An 18,936-nucleotide genomic window follows, 5' to 3' on the forward strand; every position below is an offset into this window, starting at 1 on the left:
GCGGGTTCCGCGCTGGCGGCGATGGAAGGCAACAAACCTGAAATCGGTGAAGAGAAAATTAGGGAATTGATGGCAGCTGTGGATGAGTACATCCCGACGCCTGCCCGTGCTGTAGACCAGCCGTTCCTGATGCCTGTGGAAGACGTGTTCTCGATCTCCGGCCGTGGTACGGTTGTGACCGGCCGTGTCGAGCGTGGCGTGATCAACGTGGGCGACGAAATCGAAATCGTGGGTATCCGCGACACCAAGAAGACCACATGTACCGGCGTGGAAATGTTCCGCAAGCTGCTGGACCGTGGTGAAGCGGGCGACAACATCGGCGCTCTGCTGCGTGGTGTGGACCGTGAAGGTGTTGAGCGTGGCCAGGTGCTGTGTAAGCCCGGCTCCGTGAACCCGCACACGAAGTTCGAAGCCGAAGCCTATATCCTGACCAAGGAAGAGGGTGGCCGTCACACGCCGTTCTTTGCGAACTACCGTCCACAGTTCTACTTCCGGACAACAGACGTCACCGGCACCGTTCAGCTGCCCGAGGGCACTGAAATGGTGATGCCTGGCGACAACCTGAAGTTCGACGTAGAGCTGATCGCGCCCATCGCGATGGAGCAGGGCCTGCGCTTCGCGATCCGCGAAGGTGGCCGGACTGTCGGCGCGGGCGTGGTTTCCAAAATCACGGAGTGATTTGAGAAACGGACCCAGTGGGCGGCACCTGCGTGGCAGTGTCTTTTTGAACTCTACTCAAAAAGATCACGAAAGCGCAGAGCCGCAGCACCAGGTTGCTTAAGAAAACAAAGGGCCGCTGCACTCCGCAGCGGCCTTTTTGCTTCGTGCCGGACGGTGAGTTAAGACCTGTGCATTATTTGTTGGAAAATACTGACAAGCATCTCCTTGCTGCTAAGGTGCCGAGATGAAAACTCTAAGAACATTTACGCTCTCATCCATCCTAGTGTTAATCGCCTTGCAGACATCTGCCGAAGCGGAGTTTCAAGAGTACCCAGAATACGCTGGTGAAGTTGTACGAATTATTGATGGGGACACACTTGAAGTCGCCGTGTCGATCTGGCCAGGAATAGTCGCAACGCAATCCATACGGGTTAGAGGAATACAGGCACCGGAGGTTCGAAGATCAGGCTGCGACGAAGAAAAGTCTTGGGGAAACGAAGCTTCTGCGCAGGCCGAACGTCTTTACGACTTGGGAAGTACCGTACGTTTGCAAAACGTGACTCTGGGTTCTTTTGCAGGACGTGTGGTTGCAGATGTTTATAGGTGGAGGTCAGATCGTTGGCTCTCTTTTGCGGACGAAATGGTTGAACGTAACATGGCGGTTGAATGGTATCCTGATATGCCTAAAGTGCCGTGGTGCCTTTTGTCGAAAACGCGGTAACGACAAACACAAACGGAGTGCCGCTGTCACTTCCCAAGAGAAGTGACCTTGCGCACCGGTTTCGAAAACATGGGAGTTTTCAAAACCCCCTTTACCTCCCCCTCGACTCCCCCTATACGCGCGATAACTGAACGGGGTGTGCCATAGGCGCGCCCTGTTTTAGTTACACCTTAAGACGCGATGAGGGTGCCGGATGAGCCGATATCCTCCAATCCGTTGAAGCCCTGACAAGGGATGATATCATATGGCACAAAGCCAAAATATCCGCATCCGGCTCAAGGCGTTTGACTACCGTGTGCTGGACAGCTCCACACAGGAAATCGTCAATACCGCCAAGCGTACCGGCGCATCTGTTCGCGGCCCGATTCCGCTGCCGAACAAGATCGAAAAATTCACCGTTCTGCGTGGTCCCCACGTTGACAAGAAATCCCGTGACCAGTTCGAGATCCGCACGCACAAGCGTCTGCTGGATATCGTTGATCCGACCCCCCAGACCGTAGACGCGCTGATGAAGCTCGACCTCGCCGCTGGTGTGGACGTCGAGATCAAGCTGCAGTCATAATAGTCGGAGGGTAATTGTTATGTTGCGCTCAGGCGTTATTGCAAAAAAGCTGGGGATGACCCGGCTGTTCATGGAAGACGGCAAGCAGATTCCTGTGACCGTTCTTCACCTCGATAACCTTCAGGTTGTTGCACAGCGTACAGTTGAGAAGGACGGCTATGTTGCTGTTCAGCTTGGCGCAGGTACAGCGAAAGCCAAGCGGACGTCTCAGGCGATGCGCGGGCACTTTGCAGCAGCAAAGGTTGAACCAAAGCGTAAAGTTGCGGAATTCCGCATTGATGCGGATGCGATGCTGGACGTCGGCGAAGAGATCATTGCGGATCACTATTTCGCGGGTCAGTACGTTGATGTTGCAGGCACCTCCATCGGTAAAGGTTTTGCCGGTGCGATGAAGCGTCACAACTTTGGCGGTTTGCGGGCGACACACGGTGTTTCCATCTCTCACCGTTCGCACGGTTCCACGGGCCAGTGTCAGGATCCCGGCAAGGTTTTCAAAGGCAAGAAAATGGCCGGTCACATGGGCGCAGCCCGCGTGACGACGCAAAACCTCGAAGTCGTGAAAACCGACTCCGCACGTGGTCTGATCATGGTCAAGGGCGCGGTTCCGGGTTCCAAGGGTGGTTGGGTCACAATCAAGGATGCGGTGAAAAAGCCGTTCCCTGATAGCGCGATTGTACCAGCCGCACTGGCATCTGCCGCGCGCGAAGCCGCAAAAGCCGCTGAAGAAGCAGCAGCCGCAGCAGCCGCAGAGGCCGAAGCAGAAGCAGCACGCCTTGCAGAAGAGCAGGCCGCCGCAGAAGCAGAAGCGCTGAAAGCAGCCGAAGCTGAGATCGCGGAAGAGGGTGCCGAAACGGACAACTCCGACGCAGACAAGAAAGAAGGTGACGCATGAAACTCGATGTCATCAAACTCGACGGTGCCAAGGCCGGTTCGGTAGACCTGGACGAGGCTTTGTTCGGCCTCGAGCCACGCGCCGACATCCTGCACCGCGTCGTGCGCTGGCAGCGTAACAACGCGCAGCAAGGCACGCACAAGGTCAAGACACGGTCCGAAGTCGACTACTCCACCAAGAAGATCTATCGCCAGAAGGGCACCGGCGGCGCACGCCACGGCGCACGTTCTGCTCCGATCTTCCGCGGGGGTGGTGTGTACAAGGGTCCGGTTGTGCGCTCTCACGGTCACGAGCTGACCAAGAAGTTCCGCAAACTGGGTCTGCGTCACGCGCTGTCTGCCAAGGCAAAAGCCGGTGAGCTGGTCATTATCGAGGATGCAACATCCGAAGGTAAGACAGCAGCGTTGGCCAAGCAGATTTCCAACCTCGGTTGGAAGCGCGCGCTGGTCATCGACGGTGCATCTGTGAACGAAAACTTCGCACAAGCCGCGCGTAACATTGAAGGTTTGGACATCCTGCCGACAATGGGCGCAAACGTATATGATATCCTCAAGCGTGACACCCTGGTGATCACGAAGGCGGGCATCGAAGCATTGGAGGCCCGTTTGAAATGAGCGCCAAGCACAACCACTATGACGTGATCCGCAAGCCGATCATCACCGAGAAAGCGACCATGGCTTCCGAAGCCAACGCGGTTGTTTTCGAAGTGGCGATGGAGAGCAACAAGCCGATGATCAAAGAGGCCGTCGAGGCGCTCTTTGGTGTTAAGGTGAAGGCCGTGAACACGACCATCACCAAAGGCAAGGTCAAGCGTTTCCGCGGCCAGTTGGGCAAGCGGAAGGACGTGAAGAAGGCCTATGTGACGCTCGAAGAGGGCAACACGATTGACGTATCAACCGGTCTCTGATCGGTCTGCGTAGAATTGAAAAGGCCCTGCCGGAAGCGGCGGGGCCTTTTTGCGTTTTAGACCCGATTATTGTTGCCGCATTTGTGCTTGCGCGTCAGCACAGCCAGCACAAAAAAGACCGACGCAAAGAATTGCGCCGGTGAGTAAGGTAGGACGCAAAACGCTCGCGTCCGGGGTGTAGGCATTCATGCCGGTTGTACCATGGTCCTTGACCATTGGTGAGGCGTTAGCCCAATCCGGTCATCGTGCCGTACTTCTTGAACAACCGGTCTACCGTCATCTGTTCGGCAAAAGCAGTGGCAGAGCGAAAGGTCATACGCGAAGGTGGCGTCCGGCTGGAGCGTCCCCTTTTGTTCAGTCGCCGTAACGCGGTCACGCGGGCCTTGCGTGCTTTCATCAGGAGCGATTGTTGTTTCATTTGTAGTCATCCTGGAGGCCGTTTCCTTGGGACCATTGATGCCAGACGGATCACACGCTGTCCTGCGCCCCTGAGGATAGCTAGGAGAACATTGGCAGTATTGAGCTACCCGTTTGGGTATGGGGTGGGGGAGCGGACATAAGAGCCGCTGCTGCTTCAACGCTCCCAACGGCGGCGGCCCAGATAGATCCGTGCACATTTGCAAGTTTAGCCGAGAGCGATAGTTGGCGAGTTTGTAAGGGCGGAAGCAGCGGTTTCACCCATTGTGCACCTGAAATCCGCAGGTGTGCTTAGCAGTGTTCGACTCGTATAAATCGGCGGAGCGCTGTCTTCTGGAATAAGGACTAGAACACTGGAGTATGCAGGGAAAAGGCGAATCCTTGATCGCAAAGACTAGTTCTACTTGACCCTCACCCGCATCCCCCCTAAACGACCCTATCGGCATGGCCCCAGATTCGTCTGGGGTTTTGTTATTGCTGCGCATGCAGCAGATAAATCGGGGACCTTCGGGGCCCTATAACCATCGGCAGACACCGGCCTTCAAAAGCCATCTCTGCCGCACAGCTAAACGGAAGACAGACAACATGGCACTCAAGTCGTACAAACCGACGACGCCGGGCCAGCGTGGGCTGGTACTGATCGACCGTTCGGAGCTTTGGAAAGGACGTCCTGTCAAGGCCCTCACAGAGGGTCTGACGAAATCGGGCGGTCGGAACAACACCGGACGGATCCCAATGCGTCGAACAGGTGGTGGTGCAAAGCGCCTCTACCGTATCGTTGATTTCAAGCGCAACAAGCTGGACATGTCCGCTGTTGTCGCGCGGATCGAATATGACCCGAACCGGACAGCATTTATTGCCCTGATCCAGTACGAAGATGGTGAGCAGGCCTATATCCTTGCCCCTCAGCGTCTGGCAGTAGGCGACAAGGTGATTGCTTCGCAGAAGGCCGACATCAAGCCCGGTAACGCCATGCCGTTCTCTGGCATGCCCATCGGTACAATCATCCACAACATCGAAATGAAGCCCGGCAAGGGCGGTCAGATCGCGCGCGCCGCCGGTACATACGCCCAGTTCGTGGGTCGTGATGGTGGATATGCCCAGATCCGTTTGTCTTCAGGCGAACTGCGTCTGGTGCGTCAGGAATGCATGGCCACCGTCGGTGCCGTGTCCAACCCCGACAACTCCAACCAGAACTACGGTAAAGCGGGCCGCATGCGTCACAAGGGCATCCGTCCTTCTGTACGTGGTGTCGTGATGAACCCGATTGATCACCCACACGGTGGTGGTGAAGGCCGGACCTCTGGTGGTCGTCATCCGGTTACGCCTTGGGGCAAGCCGACTAAGGGTGCAAAAACCCGGAACAAGAAAAAAGCGTCAAGCGCCCTGATCGTACGGTCGCGCCACGCCAAGAAGAAGGGGCGTTAATTTATGTCTCGTTCAGTATGGAAAGGCCCGTTTGTTGACAGCTATGTCCTCAAGAAGGCCGAAGCGACACGCGAGAGCGGTCGGAACGAAGTGATCAAGATCTGGTCGCGCCGCTCCACCATCTTGCCCCAGTTTGTGGGTCTGACGTTCGGCGTCTACAACGGCCGCAAGCATATCCCTGTAAACGTCTCTGAGGACATGATTGGTCAGAAGTTTGGTGAATATTCGCCAACACGGACCTATTACGGTCACGCAGCTGACAAAAAAGCGAAGCGGAAATAAGCCATGAGCAAGGATAAAAATCCCCGCCGCGTGGCAGACAACGAAGCACGTGCAAAACTGCGCATGCTGAAGACGTCTCCGCAGAAACTGAACCTCGTCGCCGGTCTGATCCGTGGCAAGAAAGTGGAACGGGCTTTGACCGATCTGACTTTCTCCAAAAAGCGGATCGCGCAGGACGTGAAGAAATGTCTTCAGTCCGCGATTGCCAACGCCGAGAACAACCACAACCTGGACGTGGACGAGCTGATCGTGTCCGAGGCTTATGTCGGCAAGAACCTGACCATGAAGCGCGGTCGCCCGCGTGCGCGTGGCCGTTTCGGCAAGATCATGAAGCCGTTCGCAGAAGTCACAATCGTCGTGCGTCAAGTTGAGGAGCAAGCATAATGGGTAACAAAGTAAACCCGATCGGCATGCGTCTGCAGGTCAACCGCACCTGGGACAGCCGCTGGTACGCCGACACCAAAGACTACGGTGATCTGCTGCTGGAAGATTTGGCGATCCGTGCTTTCATCAAGAAAGAATGTGCGCAAGCCGGTATCTCTCGTGTGATCATCGAGCGTCCACACAAGAAGTGCCGCGTGACAATCCACACGGCGCGTCCTGGCGTCATCATCGGCAAGAAAGGTGCGGACATCGAAGGTCTGCGCAAGAAACTGTCGAACTTCACCAAGTCGGAATTGCACCTCAACATCGTTGAAGTCCGCAAGCCCGAGCTGGACGCCGCATTGGTTGGCGAAAGCATCGCACAGCAGCTTGAGCGTCGTGTATCTTTCCGCCGCGCCATGAAGCGTGCGGTTCAGAACGCCATGCGTATGGGTGCCCTTGGCATCCGCTGTAACCTTGCCGGCCGTCTGGGCGGTGCAGAGATCGCGCGTACCGAATGGTACCGTGAGGGCCGCGTGCCGCTGCACACCCTGCGTGCTGACATCGACTACGCGCACGTTGAAGCCAAGACAGCCTACGGTATCATCGGGATCAAGACGTGGATCTTCAAGGGTGAGATCATGGAACATGATCCCGCCGCGCGTGACCGCAAGGCACAGGAAATGCAAGACGGCCCAGCACCTCGCGGTGCCGGCGGTCGGCGCTAAGGAGGCCTGAAATGCTACAGCCAAAACGGACGAAATTCCGCAAGCAGTTCAAGGGCTCGATCAAGGGCATGGCGAAGGGCGGGTCTGACCTGAACTTCGGCACCTACGGGTTGAAGGCGCTTGAGCCTGAGCGCGTGACAGCACGCCAGATCGAAGCCGCACGTCGTGCCATGACGCGTCACATGAAGCGTCAGGGTCGTGTCTGGATCCGTATCTTTCCTGATGTGCCTGTTACCTCCAAGCCCGTCGAAGTTCGTATGGGTAAAGGTAAAGGTTCCGTGGATTTCTGGGCATGCAAGGTTAAGCCTGGCCGCGTGATGTTCGAGATCGACGGTGTGAACGATGATATCGCACGGGAAGCTCTGCGTCTGGCAGCGATGAAGCTGCCGATCAAGACACGGGTCGTCGTACGCGAAGATTGGTAATTACGTCGACCCCGCCTTGGCGGGGTCTGGCGCGCCGGAGGCAAGGTATTCTCTAGGAATGCCCGTTCCGGCTCCGGTGAGATAGAAAGCCCCCGCTGAGTGATCAGTGGGGGCTTTCTTTGTTATAGCAATGAGATCATACGTTCAGCGTATTTCAATGAAGGCGGAAATCATGTTCAATTTCACCAAATACACACCAATAGTGACTGCGTGTCTGTTGGGCAGCCTACTATTTCCAAGTCCGACTAGCGCAAAATCTGCCAGATGTTTGCTGGTAGTCAATGGCTTTGAAGCGATCAGAGGTACATGTCAGTTTGCACAGCACTCTGGTGATGGATCGTTTACGTTAACAGGGCTAAATGGAAAGTTCTTTGCTTACGTAAACTTGAACGTTGATGGCTCTGCAGAAGGCTATTGGAATGAGACTGCTTATACTGGACGTGCTCACAGCTACCTCGGAAGGCTCTACCGAGAAAATGCATGTTGGGTGAATAGCTATGCGTCTGTCTGTGCTTGGTAGATATTTTTAGCCGTCCTAGCAGAACAATCATTTCAGTACGTTCCCCTCAAACGCCACCCATCAACACATCTACCGCCCGCGTGATTTCATCCCCGCAGTCCACGGCACTCCCGATCCGCTGCAAACGGGCCCGCCGTACAGAGGCAATCAACCGTGTCGCTAGGATCAATTTCTCTTCGCCTATGCAGATCACCGGATTAAGCCGCGACACCGCAGGATAGTCGCGCAGCAGCGGGATTACGACAACTGCCGGATCGGGCGGCAGCAGGTCGCTTTCCACCACTACCATCAACACATCGCCAAAGACGGCAATGTCGAAACGTTTCAAGTCTTCCAAGTTTCGCCTGCCGAACCCATCATGACGTCAGCAAGCGGGTGATCGTTGCTCTCGTGCCAAGCGGCCTGAGCCGAGAAGGCATCGGCGTTTTCGGAGAGCCATTTTTGCTGGCGGGCAGCGGCGACAGCCCGGGTGACAGCTTCGTCAGCGACAGCCGAGACGTTCACGCCGTATTCGCGAGCGGCATCGAGGGATGCAGCGTCTAATGTGAGGGATGTCTTGCGTTTCGTGGTAGCGGTCATAGGGCACCTCCTTATCGTACCGTCAAATTATACCGCCAGCAAGTGTGGGTCAAGATAAGCGCTACCCCCACGCATAGTTAAACGACACCGACACCCGATCTTCCTCAACCATATTCATCGGCACTTCATGCCTAAGCCAGCTTTCCCACAGCAGCACATCCCCCACCTCGGGCGCTACATAGATGAATTGCTGCAGTTCCTCGGGCGCGTCCTTCACCCGCCCCGGTGAGGCCATCATCATCGCCAGTCGAGGGTCTTCGAATTTGATCGCGCTCGCGCCTTCGGGCATGGTTATATAGGTCGTGCCACTTATCACCGAATGGGGGTGGATGTGGGCGGTGTGGATCCCGCCTTCGGGCAGGATATTGATCCAAAGGCTGTCGAGTTTAAGTTTGCGGCCCCCAAGGTCGAAAGCCAGATCGCGGGCGAAGGATTCGACGTGTTTGTCGAGCACCTTGGCCAGATCAGCGAAGATCGGGAAGCGGTAGGGGAGGTCGTCGAGTGACGCGTAAGAGGTGTAGCCGGCGTAACCGTTTTCCTCGCACCAATCCTGCCCCGCATCATCATCGTTGGCGATGGCGATGCAGGAGGCTTCCATTTCCTCGGGATTGATCGGTTTGCCGTGCTCGGAGAGTTGGGCGTGATAGAGGCGGGTCGCAAAGAGTGATTTGATTTGGGTCATGCATTTGTTCTATCGCGCGGGTCGGCTGGTGGCCAGATCATCCTAGAAGACTTGTTGGTTGTTGCGTGATAGGTGGAAGCCATGACCGTCGAGGTTGCGACATTGCAGACCAGAGGTGGCTGAGTAGCAGGTGAAGCCTCCGAACTTGCCTTCGACATTGTATTCAGCCACGCCCTGTGTACCGGTGGCTCGCGCCCCGGGCGCGGTGCAAGACCCTTGTACGCCGCCGCGTTCCTGCATGAAAAAGGTGATGCCTCGGCTGGTGGGGCAGGCCGCAAGGGCACTTACCTTTGCGCGTTGGTTGCGTTTGTAAATCGTACATTCAATATCGGACCCGTTGAAACCTTCACCTACGATGCATTCGATGTTTCCTGAAGGGGTCCCGAAGCTCCAGACATCGGCATGAGCGGGAAGGCCAAGGAAAACGAGGGCAGACAGGGTGCGCAATAGCATGGAGAAATCCTTCTTGTTGGCATAAATAAGGATAGGATAACGCAATATCCGGCATGCGTCAGCAGTATGCGGATATTGTGGGAATGAAGGGTTGCGCCGTAGCCGGAACCCTCCTATACGGCGCACTTCGGAACAGACTCCACCGGAATCAGGGTAACGCACATGCGGCCTGCCGGTGATGTTGAAAGGCGAGGGCGCATGAACGCCAAGGAACTGCACGACAAGACGCCGGATCAACTCCGCGATGAGCTTGTGAACCTGAAAAAAGAAGCATTCAACCTGCGTTTCCAGCAGGCCACTGGCCAGCTTGAGAACCCATCGCGTTTGCGCAGCGTCAAGCGTGACGTAGCGCGCGTGCACACAGTGTTGAACCAGAAAGCAGCAACCGCTGCGACGGAGGCCTAATCAATGCCCAAGCGTATCTTGACCGGCACCGTTACATCGGATGCCAACGCCCAGACAGTCACCGTATCCGTAGAGCGTCGCTTTACGCACCCGGTTCTGAAGAAGACCATTCGTAAGTCCAAGAAATACCGGGCCCACGATGAGAACAACACATTCAAAGTTGGCGACAGCGTTCGCATCATTGAATGCCCACCGAAGTCAAAAACCAAGCGTTGGGAAGTGATCACGGCGGAAGCCTGAAGCACCGAACAACTTAATCGAAACCCCGGGGATCACGCACGCATCGCGCCCTGAAGGTCGGGAGAAACCAAATGATCCAGATGCAGACCAACCTGGATGTTGCTGACAATAGCGGCGCGCGCCGTGTTCAGTGCATCAAGGTACTGGGTGGTTCCAAGCGTAAGTACGCGTCCGTCGGCGACATTATTGTCGTGTCGGTCAAGGAAGCCATCCCTCGCGGTCGTGTGAAAAAAGGCGACGTCCGCAAGGCCGTCGTCGTTCGCACTGCCAAAGAAGTTCGTCGCGACGATGGCACAGCCATCCGCTTTGACCGCAACGCAGCTGTCATCCTGAACAACAACAACGAACCCGTAGGTACGCGTATCTTTGGGCCGGTTGTTCGTGAATTGCGCGGCAAGAACTTCATGAAGATTATCTCGCTCGCGCCGGAGGTGCTGTAATGGCTGCTAAACTTCGCAAAGGTGACAAGGTCATCGTGCTGGCCGGTAAGGACAAGGGCAAGACAGGCAACATCACGTCCGTCATGCCATCCGCCAACAAGGCCATCGTGGAAGGGATCAACATCTCTATCCGCGCCACACGTCAGTCGCAGGAAAGCCAGGGCGGTCGTATCCCCAAGGCGATGCCGATTGACCTGAGCAACCTCGCGCTGGTCGATGCAAATGGCAAAGCGACACGCGTAGGCTTCAAAATGGAAGGCGACAAGAAAGTGCGCTTTGCTAAAACCACGGGGGACGTGATTGATGCTTGATACTGCCGCTTACACACCCCGCCTTCTGAGCGTCTATCGCGATGAAATTCGCGCCAAGATGAAAGAAGAGTTCGGCTATAAGAATGACATGATGATCCCGCGTCTTGATAAAGTCGTGTTGAACATCGGTTGTGGTGCAGCCGCCGTGCGTGACAGCAAGAAAGCCAAATCAGCTCAGGAAGACCTGACCTTGATCGCTGGCCAGAAAGCCATGACGACGATTGCCAAGAAATCCATCGCGGGTTTCCGTGTACGTGAAGAAATGCCAATGGGCGCGAAAGTGACCCTGCGCGGCGCACGTATGTATGAATTCATGGATCGTCTGATCACGATTGCTATGCCTCGTATCCGCGATTTCCGCGGCATCTCGGCTAAATCTTTTGATGGTCGTGGCAACTATGCCATGGGTCTCAAAGAGCACCTCGTGTTCCCGGAAATCGATTTCGATAAAATCGATGAAAACTGGGGTATGGACATCGTCATCGCCACCACGGCGAAAACCGACGCAGAAGCGAAAGCATTGTTGACAGCGTTCAACATGCCTTTCACGAAATAAGCGCGGGAAGGATTTAGATATGGCTAAGAAATCCATGATCGCACGCGAAAAGAAGCGTGAAGCACTGGTCAAGAAGTACGCTGAAAAGCGCGCTGCCTTGAAGGAAATCGTAAGTGATGAGAGCAAGCCGATGGAAGAGCGTTTCCGCGCCTCCCTGAAGCTGGCGAAGCTGCCCCGCAACTCCAGCGCTGTGCGTCTGCACAACCGCTGCCAGCTGACGGGCCGTCCTCACGCCTATTACCGTAAACTGAAAATCTCGCGTATCGCGCTGCGTGATCTTGGCTCCGCTGGCCAGATCCCCGGCATGGTCAAGTCGAGCTGGTAAGGAGCGCACATTATGAACGATCCTATCGCAGATATGCTGACACGCATCCGCAACAGCCAGATGCGCGGCAAATCCACTGTCATGACGCCAGCTTCCAAGCTGCGTGCATGGGTGTTGGATGTGCTCGCGGACGAAGGCTACATTCGCGGCTACGAAAAGATGACGGGTGCCGATGGCCACCCCGCCATCGAAATCAGCTTGAAGTACTACGAGGGCGAACCTGTTATTCGCGAGCTGAAGCGGGTCTCCAAACCCGGTCGCCGCGTTTACATGGGCGCCAATGACATCCCGCAGGTCCGTCAGGGTCTGGGTGTGTCGATTGTCTCCACCCCACAGGGTGTGATGTCGGACGCAAATGCACGGAACGCCAATATTGGCGGCGAAGTGCTCTGCACCGTATTCTAAGGAGTGCAAGATGTCTCGTATTGGTAAAAAAGCGGTTGATCTGCCCGATGGCGTTACCGCCACGGTGTCCGGTCAGTCGATCGAAGTCAAAGGCCCCAAGGGTGTCCGCAGCTTCAAGGCGACAGATGATGTTGACCTGAAGGTTGAGGATGGTGCGGTTTCCGTGATCCCGCGTGGCAAGTCCAAGCGCGCACGCCAGCAGTGGGGCATGAGCCGCACGATGGTTGCGAACCTGGTTACCGGCGTTACCACGGGTTTCAAAAAAGAGCTTGAGATCCAGGGTGTTGGTTACCGTGCCGCGATGACCGGCAACACATTGAAACTGAACCTCGGCCTGTCGCACGACGTCGATTACACACCGCCAGAAGGCGTGACTGTAACGGCGCCCAAGCAGACCGAAGTTGTTGTGGAAGGCATTGACGAACAGCTTGTTGGTCAAGTCGCCGCGAACATCCGCGCTTGGCGCAAGCCCGAGCCCTACAAGGGCAAAGGTATCCGCTATAAGGGTGAGTTCGTCTTCCGCAAAGAAGGCAAGAAGAAGTAAGGAACGCAAAGATGGCAAACAGCAAAAGACAACTGTTCATCAAACGCCGCTTGCGCGTTCGGAACAAACTTCGCCGCGTGAACGCAGGGCGCATGCGCCTCTCCGTGCACCGCTCCAACAAGAATATCAGCGTCCAGTTGATCGACGATGTGAACGGCCAGACAGTCGCCGCCGCATCGACGCTCGAGAAAGATCTGGGCATGGTTGGCAAGAACAACATCGAAGCGGCCACAAAAGTGGGTGCAACGATTGCCGAACGTGCCAAGAAAGCTGGTATTGAAGAAGCTTACTTTGACCGGGGCGGTTTCCTGTTCCATGGCAAAGTCAAAGCAGTTGCAGATGCGGCCCGCGAAGGCGGTCTGAAGATCTAAAGACTTGAAGGCGGCTCCGGTTGAACCGGGGCCGCCTCGATAATCCGGGGACTTGTTGTCCACCAGGATTGAACCAATCAGGGCACACGCCCGCAGAACAAGGAGGCCAGCATGGCCAGAGACGACAACCGTGGAGGCAACCGCCGCAACAACCGCGACGAGACCCCCGAATTTCAGGATCGCCTTGTCGCGATCAACCGTGTGTCCAAAACTGTTAAAGGCGGTAAGCGCTTTGGTTTTGCTGCACTCGTCGTAGTCGGTGACCAAAAAGGTCGCGTCGGGTTCGGCAAAGGTAAAGCCAAAGAGGTGCCCGAGGCGATCCGTAAGGCAACCGAGCAGGCCAAGCGCCAGATGATCCGCGTTCAGCTGCGCGAAGGCCGCACGCTGCACCATGACATGGAAGGCCGTCACGGTGCCGGTAAGGTTGTGATGCGTTCCGCCCCTGAAGGTACGGGTATCATCGCCGGTGGTCCAATGCGTGCCGTGTTCGAAATGCTGGGCGTAAAGGACGTTGTGTCCAAGTCCATCGGTTCGCAGAACCCGTACAACATGATCCGCGCCACGATGGACGGTCTGCGCAAGGAATCTTCCCCGCGCTCCGTTGCACAGCGTCGTGGTAAGAAAGTGGCAGACATTCTGCCCAAGACAGACGTAAAAATCGACGAGCAAAGCGACGTCGCCCACAACAGCCCGTCGGCGCAAGCCACAGCGGACGCATAAGGAGATTTGATCATGGCGAAAACAATTGTCATCAAACAGATCGGTTCTCCGATCCGTCGCCCTGCAAAACAGCGTGCCACGCTGGTCGGTCTGGGCCTGAACAAAATGCACCGCACACGCGAGCTGGAAGACACACCGTCCGTGCGCGGCATGATCAACAAGATCAGCCACATGGTCGAGATTGTGGAAGAGAAGGGCTGAACGATCTCGTAAGGGGTTGGTCCATCTTTTTGATCGGCTTAATGCATACAAACGAAAGCGTCGCATGGGGAACCTATGCGGCGCTTTTTCGTTGGTGGTAGGCAACCGCACTACTTTTTACCGGCGGCGACAAACATGAGGCCGTTGATATGACAAACCCTGACAGCGTTGAAATCCAGTTTGCATCGCAAACCATACGTGGCGGCCGCTATGCGCCAGTAGGCGACCGACAGCGTTGTGTCCTTCTGAACCATGGTTTTGGTGTCACGCGGGTCGGCGTCGGTCGCGCCTTTGTCGAGTTGGCGCGGGAGCTTTCGCAAGCCGGTGCAGAGGTCTTTGCTTTTGATAGGTTGGGGCACGGCGAAAGCGATGGCAGGTTCCACGATGTGACCATACCGGGTGAACTGGATCAGATCTCGGCAATGTTGGACCATGTACTGCAAACCGCGGGCACGCCGATCCACGTGGTGGGCCATTCCTTGGGCGGTATGGAATCAGCTCTTGTCGCTGCCCGTCGTCCTGGTGATATCGCCAGTCTCACGCTTTGGGCACCGGCGGCGGTGTTTACGGATGATCTGGAAAAGGGTCAAATTCAGGGTAAGCCGATCGACACCATGTACGAGACGGGCACGTTTGACTTCAAAGGCCAAGCGCTCGGGCTGGGTTTTGTTGAGACTGGCAAGGGCATTGATCCTTACGATGGTTTGAAGGCCTACGGCGGTCCGGTTCGGTTGCACCAAGGTGCAGCGGATGAGGTCGTGGCAATGGAATACGCCGAGAAATATATGGAGGTTTGGGGCAAACAGGCGCAGCTACATGCATATCCCACTGCAGATCACGGCTGGACAGCGTTGGCGGACAAGACCGTCCTGATTAACAGAACCTTGGCGGATATTTGCGAACTTGCGGGGTAGGCTGCGGCAAAGCGAACACTCTATTACAGATCGTGTCGCGTATGTGGCCGCGCTAGGCAGCCAGCCCCCTTGATCCTGCTGCCAACCCAATCTATACGCCCCCAGTGGCCCCGAATCCGGCGGCCCTATTTGAAACGCCGCGTCTGCCCACTTCCCGTCGCTGGGGGGCATTTCCGGCAAAAGGAGAAGCGACAATGTATAAGTTGAACGAACTGTCCGACAACCCAGGTGCAACGAAGAAGCGCAAGCGCGTTGGTCGTGGTCCCGGTTCCGGCACCGGTAAAATGGGTGGCCGTGGTATCAAAGGTCAGAAATCCCGCTCGGGTGTGGCGATCAAGGGCTACGAAGGCGGTCAGATGCCTTTGTACCAGCGTCTGCCAAAGCGTGGCTTTAACAAGCCGAACCGCAAATCCTACGCAGTTGTGAACCTTGGCCTGATCCAGAAATTTGTGGACGCCAAGAAGCTGGACGCGAAAAAGCCGATTGATGCGGCCGCACTCATCGAGTCCGGTCTGGTCCGTCGCGAACTGGACGGCATTCGTTTGCTGGCCAAAGGCGAAATCAGCGCGAAGCTTGATCTGCATGTCGCTGGCGCGTCCAAATCCGCTATCGAAGCCGTAGAGAAAGCCGGCGGTTCCGTGACCCTGCCTGCAAAAGCAGAAGCAGCAGAAGCCTAAACCCCCGTTTAGGCTTGTGAGCGGGCAATCTCCCGCTTACATATGCTTCGAGTTTTCTGGGACGCCGCCCGCTGGAAAACAGCCTGGGCGGCGTTTTCACATCAAAGAAAAGAGACCGCACAATGGTATCAGCCGTCGAAAACATGGCCGCCAACACCAGCTGGTCCGCATTGGGCAAGGCAACTGACCTGCGCAACCGGATCCTGTTCACACTGGGCTTGTTGATCGTTTACCGCATTGGCACGTTTATCCCGGTGCCTGGCATCGACGGTGGTGCACTGCGCGACTTTATGGACAGTGCCGGGCAGGGCATCGGCGGTATGGTGTCGATGTTTACCGGTGGCGCTTTGGGTCGGATGGGTATCTTCGCTCTCGGGATCATGCCTTATATCTCGGCTTCGATCATCGTGCAGCTTATGGGATCCATGTATGGTCCTTGGGAGCAGCTGAAGAAAGAAGGCGAGCAGGGGCGCAAGAAGCTGAACCAATACACGCGCTATGGCACGGTGGCTTTGGCGACCTTGCAATCCTACGGTCTGGCCGTGTCACTAGAGGCGGGTGATATCGCCGCTGATCCGGGTATGTATTTCCGCATTGCCTGTATGATCACGCTTGTGGGTGGCACCATGTTCCTGATGTGGCTGGGTGAGCAGATCACCGCGCGCGGCATCGGCAATGGTATCTCTTTGATCATTTTTGTTGGCATTATTGCCGAAGTACCTGCTGCGATTGCGCAATTCTTTGCATCTGGCCGGTCCGGCGCGATCAGCCCTGCGGTTATCGTCGGCGTGCTTGTCATGGTGGTTCTGACGATCATGTTCGTCGTCTTTATGGAAAGGGCGCTACGGAAGATACACATCCAGTACCCGCGCCGCCAGGTTGGCATGAAGATGTACGATGGCGGGTCATCTCACCTGCCGGTCAAGGTGAACCCGGCGGGCGTGATCCCGGCGATCTTTGCCTCTTCACTTCTCTTGCTGCCGATCACAATCAGCACCTTCTCGGGCAATTCAACCGGTCCGGTGATGTCTGTCCTGCTGGCCAACTTTGGCCCGGGTCAGCCGCTGTATCTGTTGTTTTTCATCGCGATGATCGTCTTCTTTGCCTACTTCTATACCTTCAACGTCAGCTTCAAGCCTGACGATGTGGCAGACAACCTCAAGAACCAGAACGGATTCGTGCCGGGTATTCGGCCAGGTAAAAAGACCGCCGAGTATCTGGAGTATGTGGTGAACCGGGTGCTGGTTCTCGGCTCTGGTTATCTGGCTTTGGTCTGTGTCTTCCCTGAAATCCTGCGGGGGCAGTTCGCCATTCCCTTCTACTTCGGCGGCACCTCTGTGTTGATCGTTGTGTCGGTGACGATGGACACGATTCAGCAGGTCCAAAGTCATCTGCTTGCGCATCAGTATGAAGGCCTGCTTGAAAAGTCGAACCTGCGCGGCAAAGGTAAAGGTACACGCAAGAAACGGAGCCCTGTACGTCGATGAACATTATTCTTTTAGGGCCTCCGGGCGCGGGTAAGGGCACACAAGCCGGCCACTTGGTCAAGGCACGTGACATGGTTCAGCTCTCCACGGGTGACATGTTGCGCGAAGCCAAAGACAGCGGCACCGAGATGGGCAATATGGTTGCTGACGTCATGGCGCGCGGTGATCTGGTTACAGATGAGATCGTGATCGGTCTTATTCGAGAGAAGCTCGAAGGCGATAACAAGGGTGGTTTCATCTTTGACGGTTTCCCACGCACGCTGGAGCAGGCAGATGCCTTGGGCAAGCTGCTGGATGAGGCAGGCCAGGGTATCGACGCTGTCATTGAACTGAAGGTGAACGACGAGGTTCTGGTCGATCGCATCGTTGGTCGCGCCGAGGATGCGCGGAAAGCGGGTCAGCCCGTGCGTGCGGACGACAATGCCGAAAGCCTGAAGATCAGATTGATGGCATATTACAAGCAGACCTCTCCGCTGATCGGCTATTACTACGCAAAAGACATGCTGACTTCGGTCAATGGCTTGGGCACGATGGCAGAGGTGCAAGCCGAAATCGCCGATCTGCTGGACGCGTAAACTCCACGCCGGGCCCATTCGCCTGACTTCTCGATGTAAGGTAAACATGAACCCGTCGACGGTTTTATCGACGGGTTGACGCTTTGGTCAAAAACCCATAGTCAGCGCTATCTCGTATGAGAATCAATTCGCAATGTGGGTCGCTCCTGCTGCGCGAGATCACCTGATCAGCCTTAGCCCGGTGGCCTTCACACCTCGGGCTTCGTTTGTGAAAAAAGGGTCTGGCGTTACGGACCCGCAACGAAAAGGAATAGCACACGTGGCACGTATTGCCGGCGTAAACATCCCGACTGCAAAGCGGGTTCCAATCGCCCTCACTTACATCACCGGAATCGGAAACTCTTCCGCGGAAGCAATCTGCGAAGCTGTTGGTATCGAGCGTTCGCGCCGTATCAATGAACTGTCCGATGCCGAAGTTCTGAAAATCCGCGAGCACATCGACGAGAACTATACCGTCGAAGGTGACCTGCGTCGTGATACGCAGATGAACATCAAGCGTCTGATGGACCTTGGCTGCTACCGTGGTCTTCGCCACCGTCGCAACCTGCCGGTCCGTGGCCAGCGCACACACACCAACGCTCGCACCCGCAAAGGCCCCGCAAAGGCCATTGCCGGTAAGAAGAAATAAGGGAGGCTGATTAGATGGCACGCGATGCACGCAAGACCAAGCGTAAGGTCTCCAAGAACATTGCAGCAGGGGTTGCACACGTAAACTCCAGCTTCAACAACACAAAAATCCTGATTTCCGACGTTCAGGGCAATGCGATTGCATGGTCCTCGTCCGGCACGATGGGCTTTAAAGGCTCCCGGAAATCCACACCCTACGCGGCCCAGATGGCTGCTGAGGATGCGGGTCGCAAGGCGCAGGAGCACGGTGTGAAGACGCTGGAAGTTGAAGTGCAGGGTCCAGGCTCCGGTCGTGAATCCGCACTCCGCGCGCTGGCCGCCGCAGGCTTCAACATCACGTCTATCCGTGATGTGACGCCAATGGCCCACAACGGCTGCCGCCCACCAAAGCGCCGCCGCGTTTAAGCGAAAACATTTCTACCGGGGTCTGCGTGGTGTCATGCAGGCCCCATACCGCTTTTTGAAACCTCGAGCGTAGCTGCCGACCGGACATGCAGCAGTTACAAGGATGGAGGGATA

At 56.2% G+C, this 18,936-nt stretch carries 33 protein-coding genes; 28 read left to right on the forward strand and 5 right to left on the reverse strand.

Annotated features, from left to right (window positions below; all coding sequences use genetic code 11):
- The 6 genes from Z945_RS0102270 to Z945_RS0102290 all read left to right on the forward strand — a co-directional run.
- On the forward strand, window positions 1-678 hold a 678-nt coding region (locus Z945_RS0102270; RefSeq protein ID WP_025050498.1), incomplete at its 5' end, for an EF-Tu C-terminal domain-related protein.
- A 226-nt stretch (window positions 679-904) separates the two neighbouring features.
- Entirely contained in the window at window positions 905-1,381 is a 477-nt protein-coding gene (locus Z945_RS20430) for a thermonuclease family protein (protein ID WP_152541035.1), read from the forward strand.
- A 244-nt stretch (window positions 1,382-1,625) separates the two neighbouring features.
- Window positions 1,626-1,943: a 30S ribosomal protein S10 gene (rpsJ, locus tag Z945_RS0102275; RefSeq protein ID WP_025050499.1), complete on the forward strand. Its 318-nt coding sequence runs from the start codon at window positions 1,626-1,628 to the stop codon at window positions 1,941-1,943.
- A 19-nt stretch (window positions 1,944-1,962) separates the two neighbouring features.
- The gene (gene rplC, locus Z945_RS0102280; RefSeq protein WP_037970373.1) at window positions 1,963-2,835 is read left to right on the forward strand and encodes a 50S ribosomal protein L3; all 873 of its coding nucleotides are present in this window, start codon (window positions 1,963-1,965) and stop codon (window positions 2,833-2,835) included.
- Complete coding sequence (rplD, locus tag Z945_RS0102285) at window positions 2,832-3,449, forward strand: 50S ribosomal protein L4 (RefSeq protein ID WP_025050501.1); 618 nt, start codon at window positions 2,832-2,834, stop codon at window positions 3,447-3,449. The genes rplC and rplD overlap by 4 nt, the downstream gene beginning before the upstream one ends.
- Window positions 3,446-3,742 carry a 50S ribosomal protein L23 gene (locus Z945_RS0102290; protein WP_025050502.1) on the forward strand — a complete coding sequence of 99 codons (297 nt, stop codon included), beginning with the start codon at window positions 3,446-3,448 and terminating at the stop codon, window positions 3,740-3,742. Before rplD ends, Z945_RS0102290 begins: the two co-directional genes overlap by 4 nt.
- Window positions 3,743-3,968: 226 nt before the next feature.
- Here Z945_RS0102290 and Z945_RS0102295 read toward each other — a convergent pair whose 3' ends face one another.
- Entirely contained in the window at window positions 3,969-4,160 is a 192-nt protein-coding gene (locus tag Z945_RS0102295) for a hypothetical protein (protein WP_025050503.1), read from the reverse strand.
- A gap of 584 nt (window positions 4,161-4,744) precedes the next feature.
- On the opposite strand from Z945_RS0102295, the gene rplB reads away from it, so the two are divergent.
- Genes rplB through rplP form a run of 5 tightly spaced genes read left to right on the forward strand, consistent with a single transcriptional unit; the run spans window position 4,745 to window position 7,385 of the window.
- Entirely contained in the window at window positions 4,745-5,587 is an 843-nt protein-coding gene (rplB, locus tag Z945_RS0102300) for a 50S ribosomal protein L2 (RefSeq protein WP_025050504.1), read from the forward strand.
- A 3-nt stretch (window positions 5,588-5,590) separates the two neighbouring features.
- Entirely contained in the window at window positions 5,591-5,869 is a 279-nt protein-coding gene (rpsS, locus tag Z945_RS0102305; RefSeq protein ID WP_025050505.1) for a 30S ribosomal protein S19, read from the forward strand.
- Window positions 5,870-5,872: 3 nt separating this feature from the next.
- Window positions 5,873-6,253 (forward strand): 50S ribosomal protein L22, encoded by a 381-nt coding sequence (gene rplV, locus Z945_RS0102310; protein ID WP_025050506.1) that lies wholly within the window; start codon window positions 5,873-5,875, stop codon window positions 6,251-6,253.
- Entirely contained in the window at window positions 6,253-6,960 is a 708-nt protein-coding gene (rpsC, locus tag Z945_RS0102315) for a 30S ribosomal protein S3 (protein ID WP_025050507.1), read from the forward strand. The genes rplV and rpsC overlap by 1 nt, the downstream gene beginning before the upstream one ends.
- An 11-nt stretch (window positions 6,961-6,971) precedes the next feature.
- Window positions 6,972-7,385 (forward strand): 50S ribosomal protein L16, encoded by a 414-nt coding sequence (gene rplP, locus Z945_RS0102320; protein ID WP_025050508.1) that lies wholly within the window; start codon window positions 6,972-6,974, stop codon window positions 7,383-7,385.
- Window positions 7,386-7,951: 566 nt separating this feature from the next.
- Here the strand turns inward: rplP and Z945_RS0102325 are convergent.
- The 4 genes from Z945_RS0102325 to Z945_RS0102340 form a co-directional block, all read right to left on the reverse strand.
- Window positions 7,952-8,242 carry a CcdB family protein gene (locus tag Z945_RS0102325; RefSeq protein ID WP_025050509.1) on the reverse strand — a complete coding sequence of 97 codons (291 nt, stop codon included), beginning with the start codon at window positions 8,240-8,242 and terminating at the stop codon, window positions 7,952-7,954.
- A complete protein-coding gene (locus tag Z945_RS0102330; RefSeq protein WP_025050510.1) occupies window positions 8,230-8,484 on the reverse strand; it encodes a type II toxin-antitoxin system CcdA family antitoxin in 255 nt (84 codons plus the stop codon). Before Z945_RS0102330 ends, Z945_RS0102325 begins: the two co-directional genes overlap by 13 nt.
- Window positions 8,485-8,545: 61 nt before the next feature.
- Window positions 8,546-9,166 carry a TIGR02466 family protein gene (locus tag Z945_RS0102335; protein WP_025050511.1) on the reverse strand — a complete coding sequence of 207 codons (621 nt, stop codon included), beginning with the start codon at window positions 9,164-9,166 and terminating at the stop codon, window positions 8,546-8,548.
- 42 nt (window positions 9,167-9,208) lie between these two features.
- On the reverse strand, window positions 9,209-9,619 hold the full coding sequence (locus Z945_RS0102340; protein WP_025050512.1) for a DUF6636 domain-containing protein: 411 nt from the start codon (window positions 9,617-9,619) through the stop codon (window positions 9,209-9,211).
- Window positions 9,620-9,817: 198 nt separating this feature from the next.
- Between Z945_RS0102340 and rpmC the strand changes: the two genes are divergently transcribed.
- The 17 genes from rpmC to rpsK all read left to right on the forward strand — a co-directional run bounded on the left by rpmC (window position 9,818) and on the right by rpsK (window position 18,822).
- Entirely contained in the window at window positions 9,818-10,024 is a 207-nt protein-coding gene (gene rpmC, locus Z945_RS0102345) for a 50S ribosomal protein L29 (RefSeq protein WP_025050513.1), read from the forward strand.
- A 3-nt stretch (window positions 10,025-10,027) separates the two neighbouring features.
- Window positions 10,028-10,264 carry a 30S ribosomal protein S17 gene (gene rpsQ, locus Z945_RS0102350; RefSeq protein ID WP_025050514.1) on the forward strand — a complete coding sequence of 79 codons (237 nt, stop codon included), beginning with the start codon at window positions 10,028-10,030 and terminating at the stop codon, window positions 10,262-10,264.
- Between the two features lie 71 nt (window positions 10,265-10,335).
- Window positions 10,336-10,704: a 50S ribosomal protein L14 gene (gene rplN, locus Z945_RS0102355; protein WP_025045929.1), complete on the forward strand. Its 369-nt coding sequence runs from the start codon at window positions 10,336-10,338 to the stop codon at window positions 10,702-10,704.
- Complete coding sequence (gene rplX / locus Z945_RS0102360; RefSeq protein ID WP_025050515.1) at window positions 10,704-11,015, forward strand: 50S ribosomal protein L24; 312 nt, start codon at window positions 10,704-10,706, stop codon at window positions 11,013-11,015. Before rplN ends, rplX begins: the two co-directional genes overlap by 1 nt.
- Window positions 11,008-11,571, forward strand: coding sequence for a 50S ribosomal protein L5 (gene rplE, locus Z945_RS0102365; protein WP_025050516.1), 564 nt, complete (start codon window positions 11,008-11,010; stop codon window positions 11,569-11,571). The genes rplX and rplE overlap by 8 nt, the downstream gene beginning before the upstream one ends.
- 19 nt (window positions 11,572-11,590) lie before the next feature.
- On the forward strand, window positions 11,591-11,896 hold the full coding sequence (gene rpsN, locus Z945_RS0102370) for a 30S ribosomal protein S14 (protein ID WP_025050517.1): 306 nt from the start codon (window positions 11,591-11,593) through the stop codon (window positions 11,894-11,896).
- Window positions 11,897-11,908: 12 nt separating this feature from the next.
- A complete protein-coding gene (gene rpsH / locus Z945_RS0102375; RefSeq protein WP_037970375.1) occupies window positions 11,909-12,301 on the forward strand; it encodes a 30S ribosomal protein S8 in 393 nt (130 codons plus the stop codon).
- 10 nt (window positions 12,302-12,311) lie between these two features.
- Complete coding sequence (rplF, locus tag Z945_RS0102380; RefSeq protein WP_025050519.1) at window positions 12,312-12,845, forward strand: 50S ribosomal protein L6; 534 nt, start codon at window positions 12,312-12,314, stop codon at window positions 12,843-12,845.
- Window positions 12,846-12,856: 11 nt separating this feature from the next.
- Window positions 12,857-13,216: a 50S ribosomal protein L18 gene (gene rplR, locus Z945_RS0102385; RefSeq protein WP_025050520.1), complete on the forward strand. Its 360-nt coding sequence runs from the start codon at window positions 12,857-12,859 to the stop codon at window positions 13,214-13,216.
- A gap of 111 nt (window positions 13,217-13,327) precedes the next feature.
- A complete protein-coding gene (rpsE, locus tag Z945_RS0102390) occupies window positions 13,328-13,936 on the forward strand; it encodes a 30S ribosomal protein S5 (protein ID WP_025050521.1) in 609 nt (202 codons plus the stop codon).
- A 12-nt stretch (window positions 13,937-13,948) separates the two neighbouring features.
- The gene (gene rpmD / locus Z945_RS0102395) at window positions 13,949-14,137 is read left to right on the forward strand and encodes a 50S ribosomal protein L30 (protein WP_025050522.1); all 189 of its coding nucleotides are present in this window, start codon (window positions 13,949-13,951) and stop codon (window positions 14,135-14,137) included.
- Window positions 14,138-14,286: 149 nt separating this feature from the next.
- Entirely contained in the window at window positions 14,287-15,051 is a 765-nt protein-coding gene (locus tag Z945_RS19255; protein ID WP_037970377.1) for an alpha/beta hydrolase, read from the forward strand.
- Window positions 15,052-15,245: 194 nt separating this feature from the next.
- Complete coding sequence (gene rplO / locus Z945_RS0102405) at window positions 15,246-15,728, forward strand: 50S ribosomal protein L15 (RefSeq protein ID WP_025050523.1); 483 nt, start codon at window positions 15,246-15,248, stop codon at window positions 15,726-15,728.
- Between the two features lie 122 nt (window positions 15,729-15,850).
- Window positions 15,851-17,215, forward strand: coding sequence for a preprotein translocase subunit SecY (secY, locus tag Z945_RS0102410; protein WP_025050524.1), 1,365 nt, complete (start codon window positions 15,851-15,853; stop codon window positions 17,213-17,215).
- Entirely contained in the window at window positions 17,212-17,790 is a 579-nt protein-coding gene (locus Z945_RS0102415; protein WP_025050525.1) for an adenylate kinase, read from the forward strand. Before secY ends, Z945_RS0102415 begins: the two co-directional genes overlap by 4 nt.
- Window positions 17,791-18,049: 259 nt before the next feature.
- Window positions 18,050-18,418: a 30S ribosomal protein S13 gene (rpsM, locus tag Z945_RS0102420; protein ID WP_025050526.1), complete on the forward strand. Its 369-nt coding sequence runs from the start codon at window positions 18,050-18,052 to the stop codon at window positions 18,416-18,418.
- A gap of 14 nt (window positions 18,419-18,432) precedes the next feature.
- Complete coding sequence (gene rpsK, locus Z945_RS0102425) at window positions 18,433-18,822, forward strand: 30S ribosomal protein S11 (RefSeq protein WP_025050527.1); 390 nt, start codon at window positions 18,433-18,435, stop codon at window positions 18,820-18,822.
- Window positions 18,823-18,936: the final 114 nt, after the last annotated feature.

This window comes from Sulfitobacter noctilucae, assembly GCF_000622365.1.
Lineage (GTDB): Bacteria > Pseudomonadota > Alphaproteobacteria > Rhodobacterales > Rhodobacteraceae > Sulfitobacter > Sulfitobacter noctilucae.

Excerpts from the sequence above, each read along its gene's own strand:
- rplE (WP_025050516.1), top strand. The coding sequence starts at position 11,008 with ATGCTTGATACTGCCGCTTACACACCCCGCCTTCTGAGCGTCTATCGC.
- rplN (WP_025045929.1), top strand. The coding sequence starts at position 10,336 with ATGATCCAGATGCAGACCAACCTGGATGTTGCTGACAATAGCGGCGCG.
- rpsK (WP_025050527.1), top strand. The coding sequence starts at position 18,433 with ATGGCACGCGATGCACGCAAGACCAAGCGTAAGGTCTCCAAGAACATT.
- Z945_RS0102290 (WP_025050502.1), top strand. The coding sequence starts at position 3,446 with ATGAGCGCCAAGCACAACCACTATGACGTGATCCGCAAGCCGATCATC.
- rplO (WP_025050523.1), top strand. The coding sequence starts at position 15,246 with ATGTATAAGTTGAACGAACTGTCCGACAACCCAGGTGCAACGAAGAAG.
- rplC (WP_037970373.1), top strand. The coding sequence starts at position 1,963 with ATGTTGCGCTCAGGCGTTATTGCAAAAAAGCTGGGGATGACCCGGCTG.
- secY (WP_025050524.1), top strand. The coding sequence starts at position 15,851 with ATGGTATCAGCCGTCGAAAACATGGCCGCCAACACCAGCTGGTCCGCA.
- rplR (WP_025050520.1), top strand. The coding sequence starts at position 12,857 with ATGGCAAACAGCAAAAGACAACTGTTCATCAAACGCCGCTTGCGCGTT.
- rpmD (WP_025050522.1), top strand. The coding sequence starts at position 13,949 with ATGGCGAAAACAATTGTCATCAAACAGATCGGTTCTCCGATCCGTCGC.
- rplF (WP_025050519.1), top strand. The coding sequence starts at position 12,312 with ATGTCTCGTATTGGTAAAAAAGCGGTTGATCTGCCCGATGGCGTTACC.
- rpmC (WP_025050513.1), top strand. The coding sequence starts at position 9,818 with ATGAACGCCAAGGAACTGCACGACAAGACGCCGGATCAACTCCGCGAT.
- Z945_RS0102330 (WP_025050510.1), bottom strand. The coding sequence starts at position 8,484 with ATGACCGCTACCACGAAACGCAAGACATCCCTCACATTAGACGCTGCA.
- Z945_RS19255 (WP_037970377.1), top strand. The coding sequence starts at position 14,287 with ATGACAAACCCTGACAGCGTTGAAATCCAGTTTGCATCGCAAACCATA.
- rpsH (WP_037970375.1), top strand. The coding sequence starts at position 11,909 with ATGAACGATCCTATCGCAGATATGCTGACACGCATCCGCAACAGCCAG.
- Z945_RS0102415 (WP_025050525.1), top strand. The coding sequence starts at position 17,212 with ATGAACATTATTCTTTTAGGGCCTCCGGGCGCGGGTAAGGGCACACAA.
- Z945_RS20430 (WP_152541035.1), top strand. The coding sequence starts at position 905 with ATGAAAACTCTAAGAACATTTACGCTCTCATCCATCCTAGTGTTAATC.
- Z945_RS0102335 (WP_025050511.1), bottom strand. The coding sequence starts at position 9,166 with ATGACCCAAATCAAATCACTCTTTGCGACCCGCCTCTATCACGCCCAA.
- rpsN (WP_025050517.1), top strand. The coding sequence starts at position 11,591 with ATGGCTAAGAAATCCATGATCGCACGCGAAAAGAAGCGTGAAGCACTG.
- rplX (WP_025050515.1), top strand. The coding sequence starts at position 10,704 with ATGGCTGCTAAACTTCGCAAAGGTGACAAGGTCATCGTGCTGGCCGGT.
- rplB (WP_025050504.1), top strand. The coding sequence starts at position 4,745 with ATGGCACTCAAGTCGTACAAACCGACGACGCCGGGCCAGCGTGGGCTG.
- rpsS (WP_025050505.1), top strand. The coding sequence starts at position 5,591 with ATGTCTCGTTCAGTATGGAAAGGCCCGTTTGTTGACAGCTATGTCCTC.
- rplP (WP_025050508.1), top strand. The coding sequence starts at position 6,972 with ATGCTACAGCCAAAACGGACGAAATTCCGCAAGCAGTTCAAGGGCTCG.
- rpsC (WP_025050507.1), top strand. The coding sequence starts at position 6,253 with ATGGGTAACAAAGTAAACCCGATCGGCATGCGTCTGCAGGTCAACCGC.
- Z945_RS0102340 (WP_025050512.1), bottom strand. The coding sequence starts at position 9,619 with ATGCTATTGCGCACCCTGTCTGCCCTCGTTTTCCTTGGCCTTCCCGCT.
- rpsJ (WP_025050499.1), top strand. The coding sequence starts at position 1,626 with ATGGCACAAAGCCAAAATATCCGCATCCGGCTCAAGGCGTTTGACTAC.
- rplD (WP_025050501.1), top strand. The coding sequence starts at position 2,832 with ATGAAACTCGATGTCATCAAACTCGACGGTGCCAAGGCCGGTTCGGTA.
- rpsQ (WP_025050514.1), top strand. The coding sequence starts at position 10,028 with ATGCCCAAGCGTATCTTGACCGGCACCGTTACATCGGATGCCAACGCC.
- Z945_RS0102295 (WP_025050503.1), bottom strand. The coding sequence starts at position 4,160 with ATGAAACAACAATCGCTCCTGATGAAAGCACGCAAGGCCCGCGTGACC.
- rplV (WP_025050506.1), top strand. The coding sequence starts at position 5,873 with ATGAGCAAGGATAAAAATCCCCGCCGCGTGGCAGACAACGAAGCACGT.
- rpsE (WP_025050521.1), top strand. The coding sequence starts at position 13,328 with ATGGCCAGAGACGACAACCGTGGAGGCAACCGCCGCAACAACCGCGAC.